Origin of the sequence: Streptomyces seoulensis (assembly GCF_004328625.1) — a bacterium.
In the GTDB taxonomy this organism is placed as follows: domain Bacteria; phylum Actinomycetota; class Actinomycetes; order Streptomycetales; family Streptomycetaceae; genus Streptomyces; species Streptomyces seoulensis.
Window position 1 is genome coordinate 5,458,286 of sequence record NZ_CP032229.1, and the last position, 20,090, is coordinate 5,478,375.

General features: G+C 72.1%; 14 protein-coding genes. 2 read left to right on the top strand and 12 right to left on the bottom strand.

Annotated features, from left to right (window positions below):
* Positions 1-25: 25 nt before the first annotated feature.
* From D0Z67_RS29765 to D0Z67_RS25060, 4 genes are all read right to left on the bottom strand, one after another.
* Positions 26-1,384, bottom strand: coding sequence for a hypothetical protein (locus D0Z67_RS29765; RefSeq protein WP_031181512.1), 1,359 nt, complete (start codon positions 1,382-1,384; stop codon positions 26-28).
* Positions 1,381-2,559: a nucleotidyltransferase family protein gene (locus D0Z67_RS25050; protein WP_031181511.1), complete on the bottom strand. Its 1,179-nt coding sequence runs from the start codon at positions 2,557-2,559 to the stop codon at positions 1,381-1,383. The genes D0Z67_RS29765 and D0Z67_RS25050 overlap by 4 nt, the downstream gene beginning before the upstream one ends.
* Complete coding sequence (locus D0Z67_RS25055) at positions 2,556-4,052, bottom strand: TolB family protein (protein ID WP_031181510.1); 1,497 nt, start codon at positions 4,050-4,052, stop codon at positions 2,556-2,558. Before D0Z67_RS25055 ends, D0Z67_RS25050 begins: the two co-directional genes overlap by 4 nt.
* Before the next feature lie 131 nt (positions 4,053-4,183).
* Positions 4,184-7,588: a WD40 repeat domain-containing protein gene (locus D0Z67_RS25060; protein ID WP_031181509.1), complete on the bottom strand. Its 3,405-nt coding sequence runs from the start codon at positions 7,586-7,588 to the stop codon at positions 4,184-4,186.
* A 211-nt stretch (positions 7,589-7,799) separates the two neighbouring features.
* Between D0Z67_RS25060 and D0Z67_RS25065 the strand changes: the two genes are divergently transcribed.
* Positions 7,800-9,287 (top strand): hypothetical protein, encoded by a 1,488-nt coding sequence (locus D0Z67_RS25065; RefSeq protein WP_031181508.1) that lies wholly within the window; start codon positions 7,800-7,802, stop codon positions 9,285-9,287.
* Between the two features lie 13 nt (positions 9,288-9,300).
* Here D0Z67_RS25065 and D0Z67_RS25070 read toward each other — a convergent pair whose 3' ends face one another.
* Genes D0Z67_RS25070 through ctaD form a run of 3 tightly spaced genes read right to left on the bottom strand, consistent with a single transcriptional unit; the run spans position 9,301 to position 12,169 of the window.
* Entirely contained in the window at positions 9,301-10,041 is a 741-nt protein-coding gene (locus tag D0Z67_RS25070) for an SDR family oxidoreductase (RefSeq protein WP_031181507.1), read from the bottom strand.
* 38 nt (positions 10,042-10,079) lie between these two features.
* Positions 10,080-10,433, bottom strand: coding sequence for a hypothetical protein (locus tag D0Z67_RS25075; protein WP_031181506.1), 354 nt, complete (start codon positions 10,431-10,433; stop codon positions 10,080-10,082).
* Between the two features lie 41 nt (positions 10,434-10,474).
* Positions 10,475-12,169 carry an aa3-type cytochrome oxidase subunit I gene (gene ctaD, locus D0Z67_RS25080; RefSeq protein WP_131589709.1) on the bottom strand — a complete coding sequence of 565 codons (1,695 nt, stop codon included), beginning with the start codon at positions 12,167-12,169 and terminating at the stop codon, positions 10,475-10,477.
* 289 nt (positions 12,170-12,458) lie between these two features.
* Between ctaD and D0Z67_RS25085 the strand changes: the two genes are divergently transcribed.
* The gene (locus D0Z67_RS25085) at positions 12,459-14,090 is read left to right on the top strand and encodes an alkaline phosphatase D family protein (protein ID WP_031181505.1); all 1,632 of its coding nucleotides are present in this window, start codon (positions 12,459-12,461) and stop codon (positions 14,088-14,090) included.
* Here the strand turns inward: D0Z67_RS25085 and D0Z67_RS25090 are convergent.
* The 5 genes from D0Z67_RS25090 to D0Z67_RS25110 all read right to left on the bottom strand — a co-directional run bounded on the left by D0Z67_RS25090 (position 14,085) and on the right by D0Z67_RS25110 (position 20,089).
* The gene (locus D0Z67_RS25090) at positions 14,085-14,408 is read right to left on the bottom strand and encodes a CU044_2847 family protein (RefSeq protein WP_051887735.1); all 324 of its coding nucleotides are present in this window, start codon (positions 14,406-14,408) and stop codon (positions 14,085-14,087) included. The genes D0Z67_RS25085 and D0Z67_RS25090 overlap by 6 nt on opposite strands.
* A 15-nt stretch (positions 14,409-14,423) precedes the next feature.
* A complete protein-coding gene (locus tag D0Z67_RS25095) occupies positions 14,424-15,638 on the bottom strand; it encodes an ABC transporter substrate-binding protein (protein WP_131589710.1) in 1,215 nt (404 codons plus the stop codon).
* Complete coding sequence (locus D0Z67_RS25100) at positions 15,635-16,462, bottom strand: hypothetical protein (protein WP_131589711.1); 828 nt, start codon at positions 16,460-16,462, stop codon at positions 15,635-15,637. The genes D0Z67_RS25095 and D0Z67_RS25100 overlap by 4 nt, the downstream gene beginning before the upstream one ends.
* Positions 16,463-16,479: 17 nt before the next feature.
* Positions 16,480-17,904, bottom strand: a complete 1,425-nt coding sequence (locus D0Z67_RS25105) for a VWA domain-containing protein (protein WP_165507359.1) — start codon at positions 17,902-17,904, stop codon at positions 16,480-16,482.
* 82 nt (positions 17,905-17,986) lie between these two features.
* Entirely contained in the window at positions 17,987-20,089 is a 2,103-nt protein-coding gene (locus D0Z67_RS25110; protein WP_031181500.1) for a tetratricopeptide repeat protein, read from the bottom strand.
* Position 20,090 lies beyond the last annotated feature (1 nt).

A 20,090-nucleotide genomic window follows, 5' to 3' on the forward strand; every position in this document is an offset into this window, starting at 1 on the left:
TCGTACCACCTTGTCGTCGTCCGGGTCAGCGGGTCACCTCGTCGCGGTGGAGCCGGAGGGCCACCGGCACCGGGTGCCCGGCCGGGAGCGCCGCCGCCGCGCTCTCCCACAGGCGCTGGGTGGCGGCGGAGGAGGCACGCAGGGAGGGCACCAGATCGGTGGCGGGCACGTTCCGCAGCGCGGTGAACGGGATCGCGGGCTCGTCCGCCACGAGGTCGAGGCGGCTCGGCCGGGAGAACAGTTCGAGGGTGCCCAGCAGGGAGTCCGCTCTCTCGCGCAGCGCGATCCACAAGCGCGCCGTTCCCGTCTCCGCCGTGCGGATCGTCAGCGGTGCCACGAGGCCCTCCCGGGATGTCGTCCAGGCACCCTCGTCCGTGCCCGGGGGCGCGGGCACGGTGAGCATCACCCGTACTCGGCCCCCGGGTGTGTGGTCGGCCCGCAGCTCGAACGACTCGTCCCGGACGGTCGTCCGGTAGCCGGAGCCCGTGGTGCGGGCAGCGGCGGGGAGTACGGGGTCCATACGGAGGACGAGAGAGGGGGAGGGGGAGCGCCGGTCCGGCCGGTCGGGCCGCAGCCTGGTGGCGATCACCCGGGCGGTGTGCCGCAGCAAGGGGTCCTGTGAGCCGAGACGTTCGGCGAGAAGGGAGAGCCGGCGGGTGGTGGAGTCGGGGAGCCGCTCCGGGCGGGCGGCCAGCAGACCGGTCAGCAGAGCGGCGGCCTCACGCCGCAACACGACCGGTTCCCGGCCCTCCCGCAGTGCCCGTTCCAGCACCGCGAGGGGACCGGCCAGCCGGGTCGCCGCCGGGGTGAACCAGTGGCGGAGTTCGAAGGCCGGGCGTTCGACGGGGCCGGCTGCGTCGAGCATCGTCAGGACGTTTCCCGCGACCGCCTCCAGGCCGGCCCAGGGCAGCGCGTGGAAAAGGACGGGTGGCGGCTCGGTCTCGTCGGCGAGCCGGTGCAGCAGCACGTGCCTGAGGTCGAGACTCTCTCCCGCGAGGACACGCAGGACGTCCGGATCGGAGGGCGGGACGCCCCACCGCGCCTCCATACGGGAGACCAACTGGGCGCCGGCCGTGCTCGCGGGCAGGGGCCGGCCGTAGTCGTCCAGCTCTACGTAGGCCGTGTCGTGCCCGGGGTGGTGGAGGGCCAGGGCGGGAACGGCCGGGCCGTCGCCCCGCCGGGCGGTAAGGCCCACCCGTCGCCAGGCCGGGTCCTGGAACAGGGGGAGAGACCGGGCGTCTGTCCGTTCGGCCCCGTCGTTCACGACGCCCGTGACACGGTGATCGCCGAACTCCGGGGGGCCGGCGTCCAGGCGCGCCACCCAGCGGGCCAGGGGCCGGTGCGGTGCGGACGGAGTGGCGGCGGAGGTGGGCGGCCCGTTCACGCACGGCTCCCCAGCAACGCCTCGAACAAGCGCTCAACGCTGGGCCCCAGCGAGCGCGCCGCGGCTGACTGCCGTTCCGCCTGGACGGTGCCCAGACATTCGTGATGCAGGGCGCACAGTCGCTGCCACGCGGTGTCCCCGCGCTCCCGGACCGCACCGGCCAGATCGTCCGGGAACTCGGCCGTCCAGGCGCACAGTTCGCGTGTGTCCACCGGACCCTCGGCCTCCCATCGCACGAGGAACTTCACCGCCCGCAGGACGAGTTCGCTCCGGATCAGGGGATCGGACGACCGGTTGGCCGGGGTCAGGGCGCGCCCCGGCACCGCCAGGTCGGACAGCCCGCGCCCGCTCGGATCGATGACGAGATGGCGCTCGAAGTCGTACAGGATGCTGTTGACCGTGAAGTCCCGTTGCCTGCTGTCAGCGGCGAGGTCGGTGCCGGTGGCGGGGAAGCCGAAACCCTCCTGCCCCAGCCCCCGGTATTCCAGCAACGCCGTGGACAGGCCGACGTCGTACACCGTGCACACGAGGCTGTCGGGGCTCACCCGGGTCCTCAGCTCGTAGCTCTCACCGTCCTCCTCCAGAGCCTCGCGTGCCAGTTCCGCGTACCGGCCCGCCGGTGCCGTGCCCGTCAGATCCAGGTCCCGGACCGCTTCCCGGCCGTGCTCGGACAGCAGTTCCCGGGACGCTCCGCCGGTCAGCCAGAGTTCGTGTCCGGCCGCCCGCACCCTCCGGGCGACGGGCTCGACCACCGTCGCCCAGGGCGCGGACCCGTCGGCCAGCAGGTCGCGCACGGCCGCCGGAAGACAGCGCGATCTGCGAGCGGCGGGTACGACCGCCGTCTTTGGCAGCCGGTGGTGCGGGAGCCGGTCGTCGCCGGGGGCCGGAGGCCGGGCGGCGGGGACCGGGCGAAGCGGGGGCGAGGCGGAGCCCAGGTCGCTCTCCGCCAGCAGCCGGTCGTATCGCGCCCCGGGCGGTGTCCCTTGCGGCGGCGGCTCGTAACCGAAACCGAGGACACTCTCACCGTCCACCACGTCCCCGGTCATGACCGGGCCGTGCGGCCCGCGACGTTCGGGCTCCGGCGCGGCGGGGGAGTGGGGCGGGCAGCCGCGACCGCAGCCGCACTCCGTCGCCTCCGCCGTCCCGGCGTCCCCGATGTCGTCCGTGCAGGTCATGGCTCGATCCTCCCCACCCACAGGGCCTTGCCGCCGGAACCCGAACGCAGTTGCAGTCTTCCTTCGAGTGAGGGCTCGTAGATCTGACCCTGGTAGGTATCGAGGTCGTTGTCCGCCGGGATGCCCAGCAGCGCGATGTCGGCGAGCTGTTCGGCGGTGCAGGTGATGTTCTGCCCGGGCTCGTCGACGCAGCGATGGGCCGCGAGGCCGGGGAACACGATGCCGTTCTCCTTCCGGCCCGGATGACTGCTCAGCAGCTTCACCAGCTCACGGCGGCCCTTGGCGGTGCCGATCGCCTTCTTCGTCTCGTTGTCGCAGGAGCCGCACAGGGCCCGCAGGCGTGCGGCGTCGTCATCCTCGGCGGCGTCTTTGATGCGCTGCGCCAAGGCCCGCAGATGTGCCGGGAACGGCTCACCCCGGTCCGTCGTGCCCACCACGCCGCTCGACCCCGGCTCCTCGGCCGGCGCGGGCGCGGGCGCCCTCGCGCTCTCCCCCGGGGTGAAGGCGAATTCGGACACCCCGGAGCCGAGGGCATGGCGTTCGTGATGCCGGTCGGTGAACTCCAGGTCGCCGAGTACGGGGATGTAGAACTCCTCGTCCTTGCGCGGCACCACCCGAGGGGGCACCAGAATCCGCGCACTGCGCCCCTGGGCGCCGTAGCCGACCGCCCGCATACCCGTGCCGATGAAACGCCACTTGCCGTCGTGCAGGTAGTACGACACGAAGCGCGCGGGAGGTACGGCCTGGCAGCTCTGCAGTGGCCCGAAGGTCACGGTGACGCCGTCGCCTGCCCAGGCGAGGCCCGTGACCAGCGCGCGCTCCTTCAGCAGCGCACGGGTCATCGCCGCGTCGGCCGGACGTGCGGGAGCCTGGCGGCCCTTCCGGCCGTACGTCGCGAGCAGCGCGTTCCCGTAAGTCCAGCAGGCCCCGCCGGAGTCGGCCGAGGACCAGGCGACGCGCCGTCCGTCGGGGGACTGCAGACCCTCCACCATCGAGGTCGGCGCCCGGGCCGGGAGGAACGGCCGGACCGTGCCGGAACCGTCGACGGCCAGGAGCTGGTACTGGCCCCGGCCGGCTTCCTGTTCGGGCAGCGGATCGGCCACCGTCACCATGTCCCGGCCGCCGGCGGCGAGTTTGGCGTAGTCCCCCACCGGATCGCGCAGTGGTACGCGCCGGGCTCCTTGTCCGGCCCCGACGAGCAGCAGTGCGTCGCCGTCGCTGGTCAGCGTGGCGACCTCCGCGCCCAGGAAACCCACTCCGTGGCAGGCGCACGGGATCTTCCGCTCGCGGCCGGTGGCGATGTCGAGGCGGTGCAGCCTGCGGCCGTCGTGGCTGCGGGGGTCGTTCTCGTCGTCGATCCACGCCAGCGCCGATCCGTCGGGCGACCACCGGACGTAGTCCGCGGCGGCGTTCGTCCGCGCGCCCCGCCAGGTCCTGCCGTCCGCGTCCGCGAGCACGATCTCCCGCGAGAGCGGCCGGACGAACGCGAGCACGGGGGCACCATGGGCTCCCTCCGGTCCGCCGCCCTTCGACGCGGGGTGTCCTCCGCCCGGGTCGCACGCCGAGGCCAGCATCGTGCCCATGACCAGAGCCACGAGCCAACTCGTCAGTCCGCCAAGCCGGTTCACCCGGTCACGTCCTCGCACAGCTCGATGAACCCCACGGACTCGTCCACGTACTCCTTCCATTCGTCGCGCGACAGACCACCGCCGGCCCAGTCGCACATCCGCCGCGTGAGCGAGCCCTCGGTCATCTTCCAGATGTCGACCCCGCCCGGCCGCTTGTTCTCACGCTCGGGCGGAAGAGTGAGTCCCGAGAGATAGGCACCGTCCGGTGACCATTCCAGCGACACCACGGGCTTTTCAGCGGTGTCGTTGAGCTGCGGCATCGCCTGCTGCCCGGTCCTGAGGTTGTCGACGAGGATGTGATCCCCCATCGCGAACGCCACCAGCCGGCCGTCGGGCGAGAGGGCCACATCCCGGACGAGTTCACCCGCGGGCGGGCTCAGAGGCCGCCGCACCGGCGTCAGCTTCCTGCCGTCCAGCACCGTGATGCTGCCACTGACCCAGCTGAGGGCGACGAGCCGGGACCCGTCCGACGACATCGACAGCCGGACCACGTCGGGCGCGGCCACCGAACGCAGCCGCTTGCGGGTGACCAGGTCCACCATGACGATCCGGGTGCTCTTCCCCGAGCCCTCGGTGAAGACGCCGGTGCTCCCGTGGATCGCGATTTCCGTCGAGTCGGACTTGAACGGGAGCGTGCCGAGGCGCTGCCAGTCCTTGGTCGACCAGATGCCGACGTCCCCGACCGCGTTGCGCGCAACCAGCAACTGGGCTTCGGGGACGAACGCGACCTGGGCCACGATGCGATCCTCCAGTTTTCGCTTGCGGTCCTCGTCGGGTGACATCAGCAACTCCTGCTGATAGGTGCCGTCCCGCTTCCACACCGTCAGCGCGGCAAGGCCCCGGCTCTGTCCGCCCGCCGCCACGAACTTGTCCGACACCGCGAGGTCGTTGATGTACGAGGCGGAGGCCGGGTAGTCGGTGACGGGCTCGTACGAGGGCGCCGCGGCCCCGGACGTCCTGGGCACCGCGTCGAGGTCGATGGCGAACGCGCCGTAGGAGGTGTTCGTCATGAAGTCGGTGAGCGCCAGCGTGTGTCCGGAGCCGAAGGCCATGGCCGTGGACGGCTGAGTGGAGGGCAGCGCCCGCTGCACCGGATGGTTGCCGAGCACGGTCACCCGGTTGTCCCCCGCCGCCACGACCGTTCCGTCACCCGCCCGCACGGCGGCGACGGAACGCCCGCCGGTGGGCGCGGACAGAGCCCCGGAGCCGCTGTCCCCACCGGCCTGGACGGGAACCACCGCGGTGCCGCTCTCGCCGGCGATCACCACATCGTCGCCGTCCTGTTCCAGGGCCGTCGGCCGGGAGGAGAGCGCGCCCAGCGGATAGGCGATCCTGCTGCGTCCGGCACGGTCCCAGGCCAGGACCCCGCCGTCCGTCGCCAGCGTCACGACGTCCTGGGAAGCCTGGACCAGTGACGCGTCGCCGGGGACCTTGTCGGCCGGCACCACCTGCGACACCTTGCTCGTCCGCAGGTTCACGGCCACCACCTCGTTCGTGGTGAGCAGGAGCACCGCCTCGTCGTCGCTGCCGTCCGCGCCGGACGAGCCGGACACGATGTCCGCGCTGATCGCCGTACGGTTCGAGGCCAGCCGGCCGGCGAGTTCCTTCCCCGCGACATCCCTGAGCCGGGTGCAGCCCGTCACCGTACGACTGGTCGGATCGACGGTGGACACCGCGCCGTCGTCGAAGACGGTGGTGAGCGCGGACCCGTTCGCGGTGAAGCCCACCCCCACGATCTCGCTGTACTCCCCGGTGCAGTAAGGCGCCTTCACCTCACCCAGGGCATCGGGTCTGTCGCCCGTGGCGTCGTACAGCCGCAGGTCCCGGCCGTCGAGCGCCACCAGGACACCCGACGCGGTACCGCGTACGAGCCCGCTCGCCCGCCCCTTCACCTCGGCCAGCTTGTCCCCCGACCAGGTGTCCCACACCCGGATCACGTCGTCGGCACCCGAGGTGTACGCCCGGTGCCCGGCGTCGTCGACGGCGAGAGCGCTGACCACCCGCTGGTCCGCCACCCAGCTGCGCACGGTGTTGCGGTTGGCCTCCAGGACTTCCTGGATGGCGTTCTCTGCCTCCGTGCTCTTCGGGTCGATCTCATGTCCGGCGAGTGCCAGCAGCCCGGCCTTGCGGGGCTCGTGGCCGCTGAGCCGGACGGCCTGTGCGGCGAGTCTGGCCGCCTCGGCGCGGCGGTTGTTCTCCCGGTTCTCGTCGCTGGTGGAGACCAGCGCGACGAGCGAGCCGACCAGGAGCGTCGACAGGACGACGGCCCCCAGCCGGTATGTCGCGCGCGGGTCGAGGCGACGGACGACCTTCGCGGCTTCCTCCACGGTGACCGCGCCCACGACATCGGCCTGGCTCGGATGACGGGACGCCTCCGCCTCGTCCCGTCTGGGCACCACTACCCGCTGGCCGTCCTCCACCGCGCGCAGCTTGCTCTCGTAGCCGGTGACGGACTCGATGACCCGCGGGTTCGCGGCGCTCACCGCGCCGATGACGGACGTACGCGGATTCGCCCTGCGCAGCCGCAGGGGGCCGAAGAGACTGGCCCGGGTCCTGCCGAGTTCCGTGAGCAGCACGGCCAGCGCCGCGCCGAAGGAGGAGTCGCTCACGTGGTCGACAGGGCCGTCCGCGTTCCACAGCGACCAGAGCACGGCCCCCCGGAGTTTCGGGGGACGTGCGGTCTGCCACGCGTCCTCGAGTGAGCCGCGGAAGCCCTCGTCGCCGAAGAACGCCGACATGCTGCGCGGGTCAGGCAGCAGCCCCGACGGCAGTCCCCGTACCAGGTCCAGCCGGAGCTGGAAGCGCGAGCCGGTGTCACCACGCTCGGCGAGCACCGTCAGCCGGGGCCCGCGCAGAATCTTGGGCAGCGCTCCGTCGAGAGCGAGCAGGACGAGGCAGAGGTGGGCGCGCTGCTCGGGCGGTGCGGCGGCGAGCAGCCGTACCAGCCGCTCGCCGTGCCGGGAGTCCGTCGGGGCGGTCGGCGTGTCCGGCTCGGAGCCGGTGGCCGTCCGTGCCGCCGCCGCGCTGCGGTTCAGCCAGGACAAGCCCGCCCGCAGATGGGTCTCCGCCTCGTCGGCCTCCCCGGCCAGGGCGAGCCCGAGCGACGCGTAGGCGCGTAACGCGCGGGCCGGTGCCGACTCGCCCTGGACGAAGGGGGCGTCGACCGGGTTGTGCAACGCGGCGTAGCCGAGTGCCTGATCGAGCACGTCGTGCAGTGGAGTCGGGCCGGTCGTGAGGAGCCGCAGGCTCTCGGTGTCGTCCCCGGCGACACAGAGGACGAGGAACTCCCACAACGGCTGCTCTTTGCCGCTGAGTTGCAGAAACAGGTCCCACTCGTCGGCGCCGGACGGTATATGGCGCAGCAGTTCGCGCACCGCGGCGGGAAGTAGTTTCTCGGCCACGACTGCCTTTCGTGACGGCACGATCAAGGGGAGGTCATCTTGACAGCATCGACGGCCGAAAGGGACTCGATGGGCCAATTTGAAAGGCAATCGGTTTTACGGAGCAATCAATTCCGTTGACCGGTGCATCACTGGCAACACATGTCACACGAGCGGGAAAAAGCTCTGACATTCTGTCCCGGCACGACGAAAGCGCGAGCGAAGGAGCGCAGTGCTCTCCACGACTTCATCCCGGCGCCTCTGGCGGCTGCTGTGCCTGCTCTGTGCCGGGACGCTGCTCTCGGCCTGCCAGGGTGGTGAGGGCGATGACCGGCCGGGGCCACCTGCCGTCGCCGCGCGATGGCGGCAGATCCCCCTCACCGAACTCCCCTCCGAGTTCTTCGCGTTGTCGGCCACCTCGCTCGTGCCGTCGAAGGACGGGTTCCTGCTCGCGGCCCGGTCGCAGGCGGGCGGTTCCGAGCTGTTCCGCTCGGTGGACGGGATCTCCTGGCGGCGGTCCCGTCCGCAGGCCAGGCAGTTGGAGGTGGACGTCCTCGCCGAACACGGGGGCGAGGTGCTCGCCGCGGGCCGGACCTTCCGGGACGGGGAGATGACGGCGGCGGTCACCCGCTATCGCGGGGCGGGGCGGTGGGGCAAGGAGGAGGTGCTGCCCGGGGGAGGCTCCTCGGACATCGTGCTGGCAGCGGCTCGCGGACCGCGCGGTGCCGTCGTGGTGGGGCACGACGGCGGACCGTTCGACGCGAGCACGGGCAAGCGGGGCCACAGCCTGCGCGTCTGGGCCGCGAAGAACGGCGGCCCCTTCGGCGCGCCTCACGGTGTCACCTGCCCCCAATGGCCGGACCAGCCTCCGGAGGTCGGCGCGTTCGCCGACGCGGACGGCTTCACGGTGCGGGCACGATGCCGGGGCGCGGAAGGCGAGTCCGCCTCGTTCACCCTGCGCAGTTCCGACGGCCGTACCTGGCGGCGGGAGAAGGACTCACCCGGGCCCGTGGCTCTGCGAGCCGGCGCCGCGAACCCGCGTGGCGGAGCCCGGGTCGGCCAGGTCGTCACGCTACCGGGCGGCTACCTTGCCCTGGGTTCGGCCGAGTCCGCCACGAGGAGCACCGGCGCGCTGTGGTCCTCGTCGGACGGGCGCCGCTGGAGCGCGGTGACCGGTGGGAAGGACGGCTTCCGGCAGTCGGTCAGCGTGGACGCCGCCGCCGAGTACGACGGCACCCTGCTCGCCCTCGGTACGGACCCGGAACCGGACGGGCACCCACCCGTCCGTATGCGGGTGTGGCTCGGTACTCCGCCCGGAGGCACCCCGAAGCCGATCCCCGACAAGGGTCAGGGCCTGCGGGCCGTCAGCGGCACCTGGAGCTGGGCCCAGGCCACCCTGAAGATCTCCGGGGAGGGCGACTTCACGTACCGCTACCGAGTCCTGCGCGACTGCGCGACCGAGGCTCCGCCGTGCGACGACACGTCCACCTCGACATGGGGAGGTCTTGTCACCGGCACCCTCGCGGACGGCTCCCACGGGACCCTGCGCGGAAAGGTCGACTCCGCCAACGCGACGGACAGGAGCTACACCAAGGGTGCCTCGGTGACGGTCGCGCGCGAGCCCTACAGCGCTGTCAGCCTCACCATCGGCACAACGCTGGTGGGCATCCTCTGCCGACCCGGTTCCGGGGACGAACGCTGCGACGACGTGCACGAATGAGTCCGGACATGCCTCAGTCGTGGTGTTGCAACCACTGCTCGTAGGACGTCGCACCCAGACGGGCGCCCGGGGGCGCGATGATGGCGTCCCTGGGGACCTGGCCGAAGAGGCCGGCCCCCTCGTCGACGGTCACCTGGCGGCCGTCGGGGTGGGCGTCGAGGGTGCGGCGGGCGAGGTCGTCCAGGGGGAAGACGTCGGGACCCGCGACGTTGACGATGCCGTTGCGGGGAGGGGTGGTGGCGGCCTCGGCCAGGGTGTCGACCACGTCCTCGACGGCGACCGGCTGAAGGCGCGTGGAGGGGAGCCGTACGGTGTCACCCGATGTCGTCCAGGACATGATCGGCTCGATGAAGTCCATGAACTGGGTCGCCCGCACGATCGTGTACGGGAGCGGGCCCGCCTCCAGCAGGCGCTCCTGTTCCAGCTTCGCCCGGTAGTACGCAACGTCCGGCACCTGGTCGATGCCGACGATGGAGAGGAGCACCACGTTCCCGACCCCGGCCCCCTCCGCCGCGTTCAGCAGCGTCTGCGTGGTGGTGCGGAAGAACGGGACGGCGTCCTCGTCGAAGCTGGGGGCGTTGATGGTGTTGACGACCGTGTCGGCCCCGGTCAGCGCTTCCGGCACGCCCTCGCCCGTCAGCAGGTCGACCCCGGTGGACCGGTCGTGCGCGGTGACCTCGTGGCCCTCCGACCGCAACTTCCTCACCAGGCGTGATCCGACGAATCCGCCCGCTCCGACGACGGCGATCTTCATACGAGGGTCCTCTCCGGTGAGTCAGAAGCGGCAGGCGCTCAGCGGCTCAGTGCCAGCGCGGCGGCCGCCGCCGAGGTGAGACCGGCCGCCGCGCCCAGCGTGTATCCCACACAGCGCAGCCGCAACACGCGATAGCGCTCCTCGTACTCGCCCCGCAGCGACCGGCACCGGGCCGCGACGCGCTCCAGGTCCTGCTTGGCGCGGCGCAGGCTGTCGGAGACGTGGAGCTGCTCGATCTCCTCGCGCTGCGCCGTGGTCAGCCAGTCCATGCGCTCGGTGAACTCCCGCGCCCGCTGCTCGGCCACCGCGATGGTGGCCTGCCACAGCAGATACCCCTCGACCTCGTTGCCGAGGCCGGCGCCTTCGGCTTCCTGCCCCGGCAGTCTGGTCATGCTGGTCTCCGGACTCAGTGCGCTGGCTTCAGTGCTCCGACTCAGTGCTCGATGGCGTACGCCTCGCGCTCCGCCCGCGCGATGTCCGGGTGGTGCAGGTCGAACGCCGGGGATTCGCTGCGGATGCGGGGCAGGGTGACGAAGTTGTGGCGCGGCGGCGGGCAGGAGGTCGCCCACTCCAGCGAGCGGCCGTAGCCCCACGGGTCGTCCACCTCGACTGGCTTGCCGTACTTCGCCGTCTTCCAGACGTTGTAGAAGAACGGGAGCATCGAAAGGCCGAGCAGGAACGAGAAGATCGAGGAGACGGTGTTGAGGGCGGTGAACCCGTCGGCCGCCAGGTAGTCGGCGTACCGGCGCGGCATGCCCTCGGCGCCCAGCCAGTGCTGGACCAGGAAGGTGCCGTGGAAGCCGATGAACAGCGTCCAGAAGGTGATCTTGCCGAGTCGTTCGTCCAGCATCTTGCCGGTGAACTTCGGCCACCAGAAGTGGAAGCCGGCGAACATCGCGAAGACGACCGTACCGAAGACCACGTAGTGGAAGTGGGCGACCACGAAGTACGAGTCCGAGACGTGGAAGTCCATCGGGGGCGAGGCCAGGATGACACCGGTCAGACCGCCGAAGAGGAACGTCACGAGGAACCCGGTGACCCACAGCATGGGTGTCTCGAACGAGACGGACCCCTTCCACATCGTGCCGATCCAGTTGAAGAACTTCACCCCGGTCGGCACCGCGATGAGGAATGTCATGAAGGAGAAGAACGGCAACAACACACCACCGGTGACATACATATGGTGCGCCCACACCGTCACCGAGAGACCGGCGATCGCGATCGTCGCCGCGATCAGGCCCATGTAGCCGAAGATCGGCTTGCGGGCGAACACCGGGATGATCTCGGTGACGATGCCGAAGAACGGGATCGCGATGATGTACACCTCCGGATGGCCGAAGAACCAGAAGAGGTGCTGCCACAACAGTGGCCCGCCGTTGGCCGCGTCGAAGACGTGCGCGCCGAACTTGCGGTCCGCCTCCAGCGCCAGCAGCGCCGCCGCCAGCACGGGGAAGGCGAACAGGACCAGGACGCTGGTCAGCATCACGTTCCACACGAAGATCGGCATGCGGAACATCGTCATGCCGGGGGCGCGCATGCAGATGATGGTGGTGATGAAGTTGACCGAGCCGAGGATCGTGCCGAAGCCGGAGAAGGCCAGGCCCATGATCCACAGGTCGCCGCCGACGCCGGGGGAGCGGATCGCGTCCGTCAGCGGGGAGTAGGCGAACCAGCCGAAGTCGGCCGCGCCCTGCGGAGTGATGAAGCCGCTGACCGCGATGAGCGAGCCGAACAGGTAGAGCCAGTAGGCCAGCATGTTCAGCCGGGGGAACGCCACATCGGGCGCGCCGATCTGGAGCGGCATGATCCAGTTCGTGAAGCCCGCGAACAGCGGGGTGGCGAACATCAGCAGCATCACGGTGCCGTGCATCGTGAACGCCTGGTTGAACTGCTCGTTGGAGATGATCTGCAGGCCCGGACGCGCCAGCTCCGCCCGCATGAGCAGCGCCATGACGCCGCCGAACAGGAAGAACCCGAACGACGTCGCCAGATACAGCGAGCCGATGGTCTTGTGGTCGGTGGTCGTCAGCCACTTCACGACGACATTGCCGGGCTGCCTGCGGTGGATGAGAAGCTCGTTCTCGCTCGAGTCCTCAGCCGCCGGCTCGGGCTGATTGATGATTGTCACAGGTCCCGCTTCTCCTGGTCCTCGCGTTCCACCCGCGCCGTGGCGTCAGTGACGGCCATCCTTGCGGCTCGGACCGGACCCCGGCCTGCTGAGCGGCCGACACGCCGCCGATCGGGGGGTTTTGACACCCGCATGGAGTAGCGGGCGCGCTCGGCGCTGCCATCGGCCGCGTACCCGGGCCGCCGGCGATCCCGTCCGGCCGTGGAGGGGGGACTGTCGGGCCCCGTTCTTCGTTGACTACCGTACGGTCCGCCCCGCCCGCACCGGCCGGGGCGGGACGGAGGACATCTTGCCGAGCCTGACCCTGGGCCCCCTGCTGCGCTACGTCGACGGCTCGTCCGCGACCGTCTGGGTCGAGACGAGCGGTCCGTGCACCGCGGAGGTGCGCTGCTCCGACGGCGCCAAGGGCACCGCGCGTACGTTCCGGATAGCGGGCCACCATTACGCCCTGATACCGGTGACCGGCCTCACGCCGGGCACCGAGGCGGAGTACGAGGTGCTGCTGGAGAGCGAGCCCGTGTGGCCGCTGCCGGACTCGCCCTTCCCGCCCTCCCGCATCCGTGTCCCCGGCTCCGAGGACGGCCTGAAGGTTGCCTTCGGCTCCTGTCGCTGGGCCGCGCCGCCCGCCGACGGCGGCCACGACCCGGCCGGCCCGGACGCCCTGGACACCCTCGCCACCGGGCTCGTCGAGGGCGGCGAACGCCCCGACGTCCTGCTGCTGCTCGGCGACCAGGTCTACGCGGACGAGACCTCCGAGGAGACCCAGAAGCGGATCGCCGCCCGCCGCGACCCGGACGAACCGCCCGGCACCCAGGTGGCGGACTACGAGGAGTACACCGGGCTGTACCGCGAGTCCTGGCTCGACCCGGAGGTGCGCTGGCTGCTGTCCACCGTGCCGAGCTGCATGATCTTCGACGACCACGACGTCATCGACGACTGGAACACCTCCGCCTCCTGGCTGGCCGACATGCGGGCCACCGCCTGGTGGCGCGAGCGCCTGCTGAGCGGACTGATGTCCTACTGGGTCTACCAGCACATCGGCAACCTCGCCCCGGACGAGCTGGCCGCCGACCCGCTGTACACCGCCGTCACCTCCGCCGCCGACGGCACCGACCTGCTGCGCGCCTTCGCCGCCGAGGCCGACGCCGATCCCGCCTCGACCCGCTGGAGCTACCGCCGCGACTTCGGCCGGGTACGCGTGCTGATCGTGGACTCGCGGGCGGCGCGGGTGCTGGCCGAGGACGAGCGGGCGATGCTCGACCCGGAGGAGGAGGGCTGGCTGCGGGACCAGGCGCTCACGGACCGGGAGGGCGTCGACCACCTGCTGATCGGCACCTCACTGCCCTGGCTGATGCCCCACCTCGTGCACGACGCCGAGGCGTGGGACGCGGCCCTGTGCCGGGGTGAACGCGGCCCGCGCTGGGCCAGGTTCGGGGAGTGGCTGCGCCGGGCCGCCGACCTGGAGCACTGGGCCGCGTTCCCGGCGTCGTTCACCGCGCTGGCGGACCTGATAGCCGAGGCCGGCTCGGGCCCCGGGGCACCGGCGACGATCAGCGTCCTGTCCGGCGACGTCCACCACGCCTATGTCGCCGAGCCCGCCTGGCGGTCCGGGAAGGTCGACTCCCGCGTCACGCAGCTCACCTGCTCGCCCGTGCACAACTCGGTACCCCGGTCCATGCGGTTCGGCTTCCGCTTCGGCTGGAGCCGGACGGCACGCGCACTGGGACGCCTGCTCGCCCGGCACGGACGCTGCGACCAACTCCCGCTCGTCTGGCGGCACACGGGCGGCCCCTGGTTCGGCAACCAGCTCATGACCCTGAACCTGAAGGGCCGTTCGGCCCAGCTGCTGCTGGAACAGGCGCGGTCGGCCGACGGTGAGCGGGCGCGCCTGGCGAAGGTGATGGAGCGTCAGCTGTCATAGCGCGGGCTCGGAGCCGCTCCAGCGGAGGGTGACGTCGAGGTGGGCGCTGGTGCCCGCGCTGGTCAGAACCGCACCCAGCTTGGCGTCCAGCGTGACACCGAAGGTGACCTCCACCTCGGCGGGCCGCTGGGCGACCTCGCGGAACTGGCCGATCACCTCGGAGGCGGCCGCGGTGACCGGCCGCAGCGCCTCCCGCAGGCTCTCGCCCGCGCTCTCCAGCCGGGTGCCCAGGCCCACGGCCCCGGTGCCGGCACGGGTGGGCGGCGCGACGAGGACGTACGTTCCGTCGTCGAGGGTGAACTGGATGGCGTCCGCCATGGGTTCTCCTGGAGGTCAGCGTGGTTTCGGTGTGCTGCACAGCGGGGTGGGCGCGGACTCGGCCGAGAGGTAGCCGAGTTGCCGCTGGACCTTGTCGAGCGCGGCCAGCAGCGGCCCCGGTTCCTTGCCGTTCGCGTAGTCCAGCACCGCCCGGTAGAACGCGGCGGACACATCGGGGTCCATCGCGTCGGCGGCGCTGAAGCAGAGCGCGAAGTACGGGGACCGGAGTATCCCGGCGATCCGGCCCTGGGTCGCGTTGTCGTACTCCGTCACCTGCCGGTCGGCGGAGACCGCGAAGCCGGGTTGGTTCACCCAGGTCCGCTGGGCCTCGGTGCTCGCCAGGTACCGGATGAACGCGTCGGCGCCCTCGTTCCGGGTGAACTTCCCGACGAAGTCCGCCGAGACCTCCAGGGCGTCGCGCGAGGACGGTACGTAGGTGTACTGCTCGTCGCTCACCTGGGTCGAGTCGAACGGCATCGCGGAGAGGGAACCGTGGCTCAGCGAACACCCCCGCGCGTCCGAGCTGTCGGCGGCCTGGCGGAAGTTCCGCGCGGTCGCGCCCTTGAGGCCGGCCCCCATCAGCCTGCCCCACGCCGTCCACGCCTCCGCGACCGGACCCTCGGCCCACTCCGCGTCGCCCGAGGCCCAGTCGGTGTAGGTGTCGACGCCCGCCTCGGAGAGCACCAGGTCCGCGATCCAGTCGGCCCCCGGCCAGCCGGAGGTCGGCCCCGACTCCAGCCCCAGGCACCAGTGATGGTGACCGGACCACGTCGGTGAGGGTGCTTCGGAGGAACGGGCGTCGTACCAGATCAGGCTCTTGAGGTCGGCCTTCACCGGGACCGCGTACACCTCACCGCCGTGCATGCCGAGGGCGCGGAAGGGCTGGACGTACGCACGGGTGTCGACGTCGAGTTTCCGCAGCGCGCCCTCGGCCCGGTACTTGGTGATCGCGCCCACGCTGGGCAGCACGGCCAGGTCGGGCCTGGCGCCGGCGCCCACCGCCGCGTCGAGCTGCTGGGTGAGGGCGCGGGTGACCTGGGGCTCGACGTCGATGCCGGGGTGGCCGCGCTCGAAGTCCTTGACCACCGCGTAGAACGCCTGGAACTCGGTGCCGGACCAGGGGACCATGATCGTCACCTTGCTCCGCTCCGTTCCGCCGCACGCCACGGACGCCAGCAGCAGCCCGAGGGCCATGGCGCAGCGCAGGAGCGGTGCCGTGGGCCGTCTCACGGGCGCGGGAATCTGTACTCGGCCAGCCGGGGACGGTACGCCAGGTATCCGAGTGCTCCGGCGGCGGCGAGCACGGGCAGCGCGATCGACACGTCCGGCGGGTTGATCGTGCACATGGGGATGCTGATCGACGCGGTGACCAGCGGGGCCAGGACGAGGGCCGGCCCGGGGTATCTGCGGAAGCGGTGGACGACCAGACGGCCGGTGACGCCGGTCAGGAGCAGCATGACCGCCAGCGGGGCCAGGAACAGGGGCCGGAGCAGGCCGGGGTCGCGCCAGCCCGAGCCGCGCTGGTGGTCGCGGGCCTCGGCCTCCAGCGCCTTCAGGTCCCTGAGCGACTGCTTGAGGCCACCGGTGAAGGGGACGGGGCGCCTGCCGTCGTACTCGGGGGCGTCGTCCAGCGCGGCGCGCGCCCGGTCCAGGCCCGGACTGCCGTCCAGGACCGCCGTGTTGGCCGACTGGACGCAGGTGGTCAACTGGCCCTGTACGAACTGGATGTGGCTGAGCCCCTGTTCCCCGGCCGCGTTGCCCTCGGTCGCCGAGGTGAGGTGGGAGCTGACCCGGGCGGTGGCGTTGGCGAAGTCCCCGCTGGTGCCGATCAGGTCGATCGCGCCGGTCCGGGAGACGGCCTCCAGCGCGGAGTCGGCCGCCCCAGCCTGGTCGTACGCCGCGCCGATGTGCCGGATGGCCGTCGTCGTGCGGTCGGCGGCGGCGATCTGCTCCTCGGCCCCGTTAGCCACCACCAGGTACAGCAGCGCCGTCACCGCCACCATGCCGAGCGTGCCCGCGCGCAGCCACCGCAGCAGCACGACCGTATGCGGCATGCGCGGCCGGCCGCCGGTCACCACGCGTCCACCGGGCCCGCGTCCGCGAGCGAATGGCCGCACCTCTCACAGAACTTGGCCGTGGGATTGGTCGCCGTCGTGTCGCACCTGGGGCACACACGGGGCAACCCGGTGTCACGCAGGGCGAGTTCGCGAGCGTCGGCCGGGCGGCTCACCGTCTTGGTGGAGTCGACGCCGATCCGGAGCAGCTGGCCACGGGAGGCGTCCCGTCGCAGCCGGGGCAGGCCGTCGGGGCCGGTGGTCGCGACCGCGCGCAGCAGCCGCAGGCGTGCCGTGTCCCCGAGGGATTCCGCGAGGCCGGTCGCCAGGCGCAGTTCGTGGTCCGCCCGGTCGAGGTCGCCGCGCAACCGGGCGTCCGCGCAGGCGCGCATGGCCATGCCGAGTTCGCGTTCGTTCTCGACGCGGGTGAGGTCGGGGGAGCGGGCGATGCCGAAGCCGGGGGTCGCGCGGCGCCGTACCACCATGGCCGCGCTCTCCGCGCAGGGGCGGCGGGTGCCGTCGGGGAACTCGGCGTGCAGGGTGACACGGGCGGCCCGCAGCAGTTCGTCGACGGTCAGGGTGTCGGGGTCGAAGCGGAGGGAGACCTGGTACTGGCGGGACTCCGCGGGCCATGAGCCCAGGGGGACATGCGTCTCGCCATCCCGGAGTTGACGCACCATCAGATCGGCCTCGGCCGGGCGGGTCTGCCGTACGAAGGCGAGCTGGAAGCGGCTGTTGAGGCGCAGGCCCAGGTACAGCCGGGGGACCACGATCCGTTGGGCCTCCCGCATCAGGCGGGTGAAGTCCTCGGTGAGGTCCGCGATGGTGACGACCGCCTCGGCGGTGCCGTGCAACGCCTGGGTGATGCGCAGGAGTTCGTCGTGGTGCCAGTCGTCGCCCAGGCCCCGCGCGTGGCAGATGAACCGGTCGGCGCACGACGCGAGGATCTCCCCGAGCTGTTCGGGTGTCTCGTGCTCGTCCTTGCCGTCCGTGTAGAGCACGGCGTGGCGCACCGTGCCGGGGGAGTCCACCGAGGTGAACAGGTCGCGTGCGCGGTCGAGCCACTGGCCGATCGCCGTTCCGCCTTCGGGGAGTTGGCCGATGACCCGGAGCTTCGCGTCCTCGCGGGACCGTGCGTCCACCACCGCCAGCCCGCCCGTCGGCGGGAAGATCACCTCGGCCCGGTGGTTGCCCGCGACGATCCCCAGCAGGGTGCCGTCGCGCAGGGTGTCGATCGCCGCGCACATCGCGCGCTTCGCCTCGTCCAGCTTGCGCCGCGACATGGACAACGAGCGGTCCATGATGAGGACTTGGGCGCTCCGCACCCGCGGGGCCGGACCGACGGCCGACTCCGCGGTGACGGTGATCAGAGCGTCCGCGCGCCGCTCGTCGTAGGGCAGGTCCGAGGGCGAGTCCACTTCCAGGGCAAAGCTGAGCCCCAAGGGTGTCCTGTCCCCCACCGGCACCCCCCGATCTGTCGCTGCGCCTCGTCGCGGAGCGTGCTCCCGTCATCGACGGAACGTCTTACAAGCTTAACCGTCCGGGTACGGCTCCGGAACGGGTGTGACCCGATCTGTCGCGCTTTCCCCACCATCCCCAACTCGGCTTCGGCCGCAGCGCGTTGGCCAGGTCCACCAGGGCGACGTACTCGCGTTCGGTGGTGGCGTGCGGGCCGAGGGCGCGGACGGCGTCCGACAGCCTCAGCCGGTCGCCGGTGCGCAGGAACTCCGCGTACTGGATCTCGGCGCGGAGCGCGGCGGCGGCCGCGTCGGTCACGTCGAGGGCGGGCAGCGCGGCCCTGGCCCGGTCCACGTCGTCCTCGGTGGGCGGGGCGAGATCCGGGAGGGTCATGACCCGCAGGCGTACCGCCGCGACGCGTGCCTCGCGCTCGTAGCGGAACTCCTTGGCCAGCTTCTCGGCGACCTCCACCGCCCTGGCCCGCTCCCCGGCGGGCAGCAGTACGCGGGCCAGGCCGAAGCCGGCCGCGCCGAGGGCGGGGGAGGTGTCGAAGACGGTGCCGTAGTGCGACCGGGCAGCGGTGCGGTCGCCGTCGAGCTCGGCGCACAGGCCGAGGGCGAGGGCCGGTATCAGCTCCCCGGGCAGCGCCCGGCGCGCCTCGGTGAACGCGGTGCCGGCTTGCTGCGGGTGCCCGTCGGCCAGGGCGATCAGGCCGCGGTACCAGCCGGTGAGCCAGTGCCAGTCGGGCAGGTCCGCCGCCGCTAGCCGCTCCGCCGCCGCCCCGGCATCCCGTCGGCGCAGGGCCAGCCGGCTCTCGGTGAGCGCGCCTCCGCCGCCCGGGTCGTCGGGGTCGGACGGCGGAGCCGGGAGGGTGGCCGCCACGTCACCGGGGTCCGGGGTGCGAAACGGCGGGGCCATCTCCAGCAGCGCGTCCTTCTCAGGCCGCGCTCCGGCCCAGTGGGCGAGGGGGCGGGCGGCGCCCAGGCCGCCGTGCAGCGGCTCCGGCGCCGGACCGAACAGGGCGGACAGGCGCGTCACCTGACGGCAGGTGGGAGGGGCCGCCACCACCTGCCGTACGACACCGCTGAGCTGCTCCGCGAACTGCCGGGCCGACCCGAACCGCCGGCACGGCTCGGGGTGCGTGGCGCGCTCCAGCAGCAGGTGCAGGGAGTCGACGCCGGGTGCGGAGCGGTCGGTGCCGTAGGAGCGGCAGACCTCGCGCAGGGTCATGCCGAGCCCGTACAGGTCGAAGCCGGGGGTCGGGCGCAGATGCTCCGGGTCGGACTCCGGGGGCGCGTAGGCGCGGGTGAACGCCACCACCGGGCCGGTGTCCTCGGTCTGGCTGCGCACCGCGCCGAAGTCGATGAGCCGCACCCGGTCGAGGGGGCCCGCCGGGTTCTCCTCCCGGAAGCGGATGATGTTCAGCGGCTTCACGTCGCAGTGCAACAGGCCGCGCGCGTGCAGATAGTCCAGCGCCTGGAGGACCCGCACGCCGTGCGCGAGCAGGGTTTCGAGCCGGTCGCCGGGGCGGGCCGCGAGGGGTTCACCGGGTACGTACTCCAGGACCAGGTGCGGGCCCTCGTCCTCGTAGCCGAGGATGCGGACGATGCTGTCGTGACGCAGCTCCACCAGGATGTCCCGCTCGTGCAGCGCGGTCTTGGCCACCGACCTGTGCAGCGCCTTGAGGACGACATCGGTCGCCAGGTTGCGGTCGTGGGCGAGGTAGGCCGCGCCGTACGCCCCCGAGCCGAGGGTGCGCCGGACCTCGTAGCGGTCGGCGATGGTGAAGCCGCCCGGCTGGGTGAAGTCGAAGGCGGTGCCGCACTGCGGGCAGAAGCCGGTGGTCCGGCCCGGCTCACCGTCGTGGTCGCGGCCGACCGGCTGCCCGCATGCCGGGTTGGCGCAGAAACGGTGCTGTTCGGCGACCGGCTCGGGGGCCACGTCCGGGGCCCGCTGGGCCTCCGGGGCCTGCACGGGGTCGACCAGACCGAGGCCGTACCAGGGGTCGGGGCGGACCTGGGCCACGCCCGCGCCCGCCCGCACCGGGTGCTCGGGAGTCGCGACGGGCCCCGGCAGCGGCGGCCGGTCGCAGCGGTCGCAGAAGCCCTGTTCGTCGATGGTGCCGCGCCCGCAGTCGGGGCGGGTGCACGCCGGACGGCTCGTCGTCATC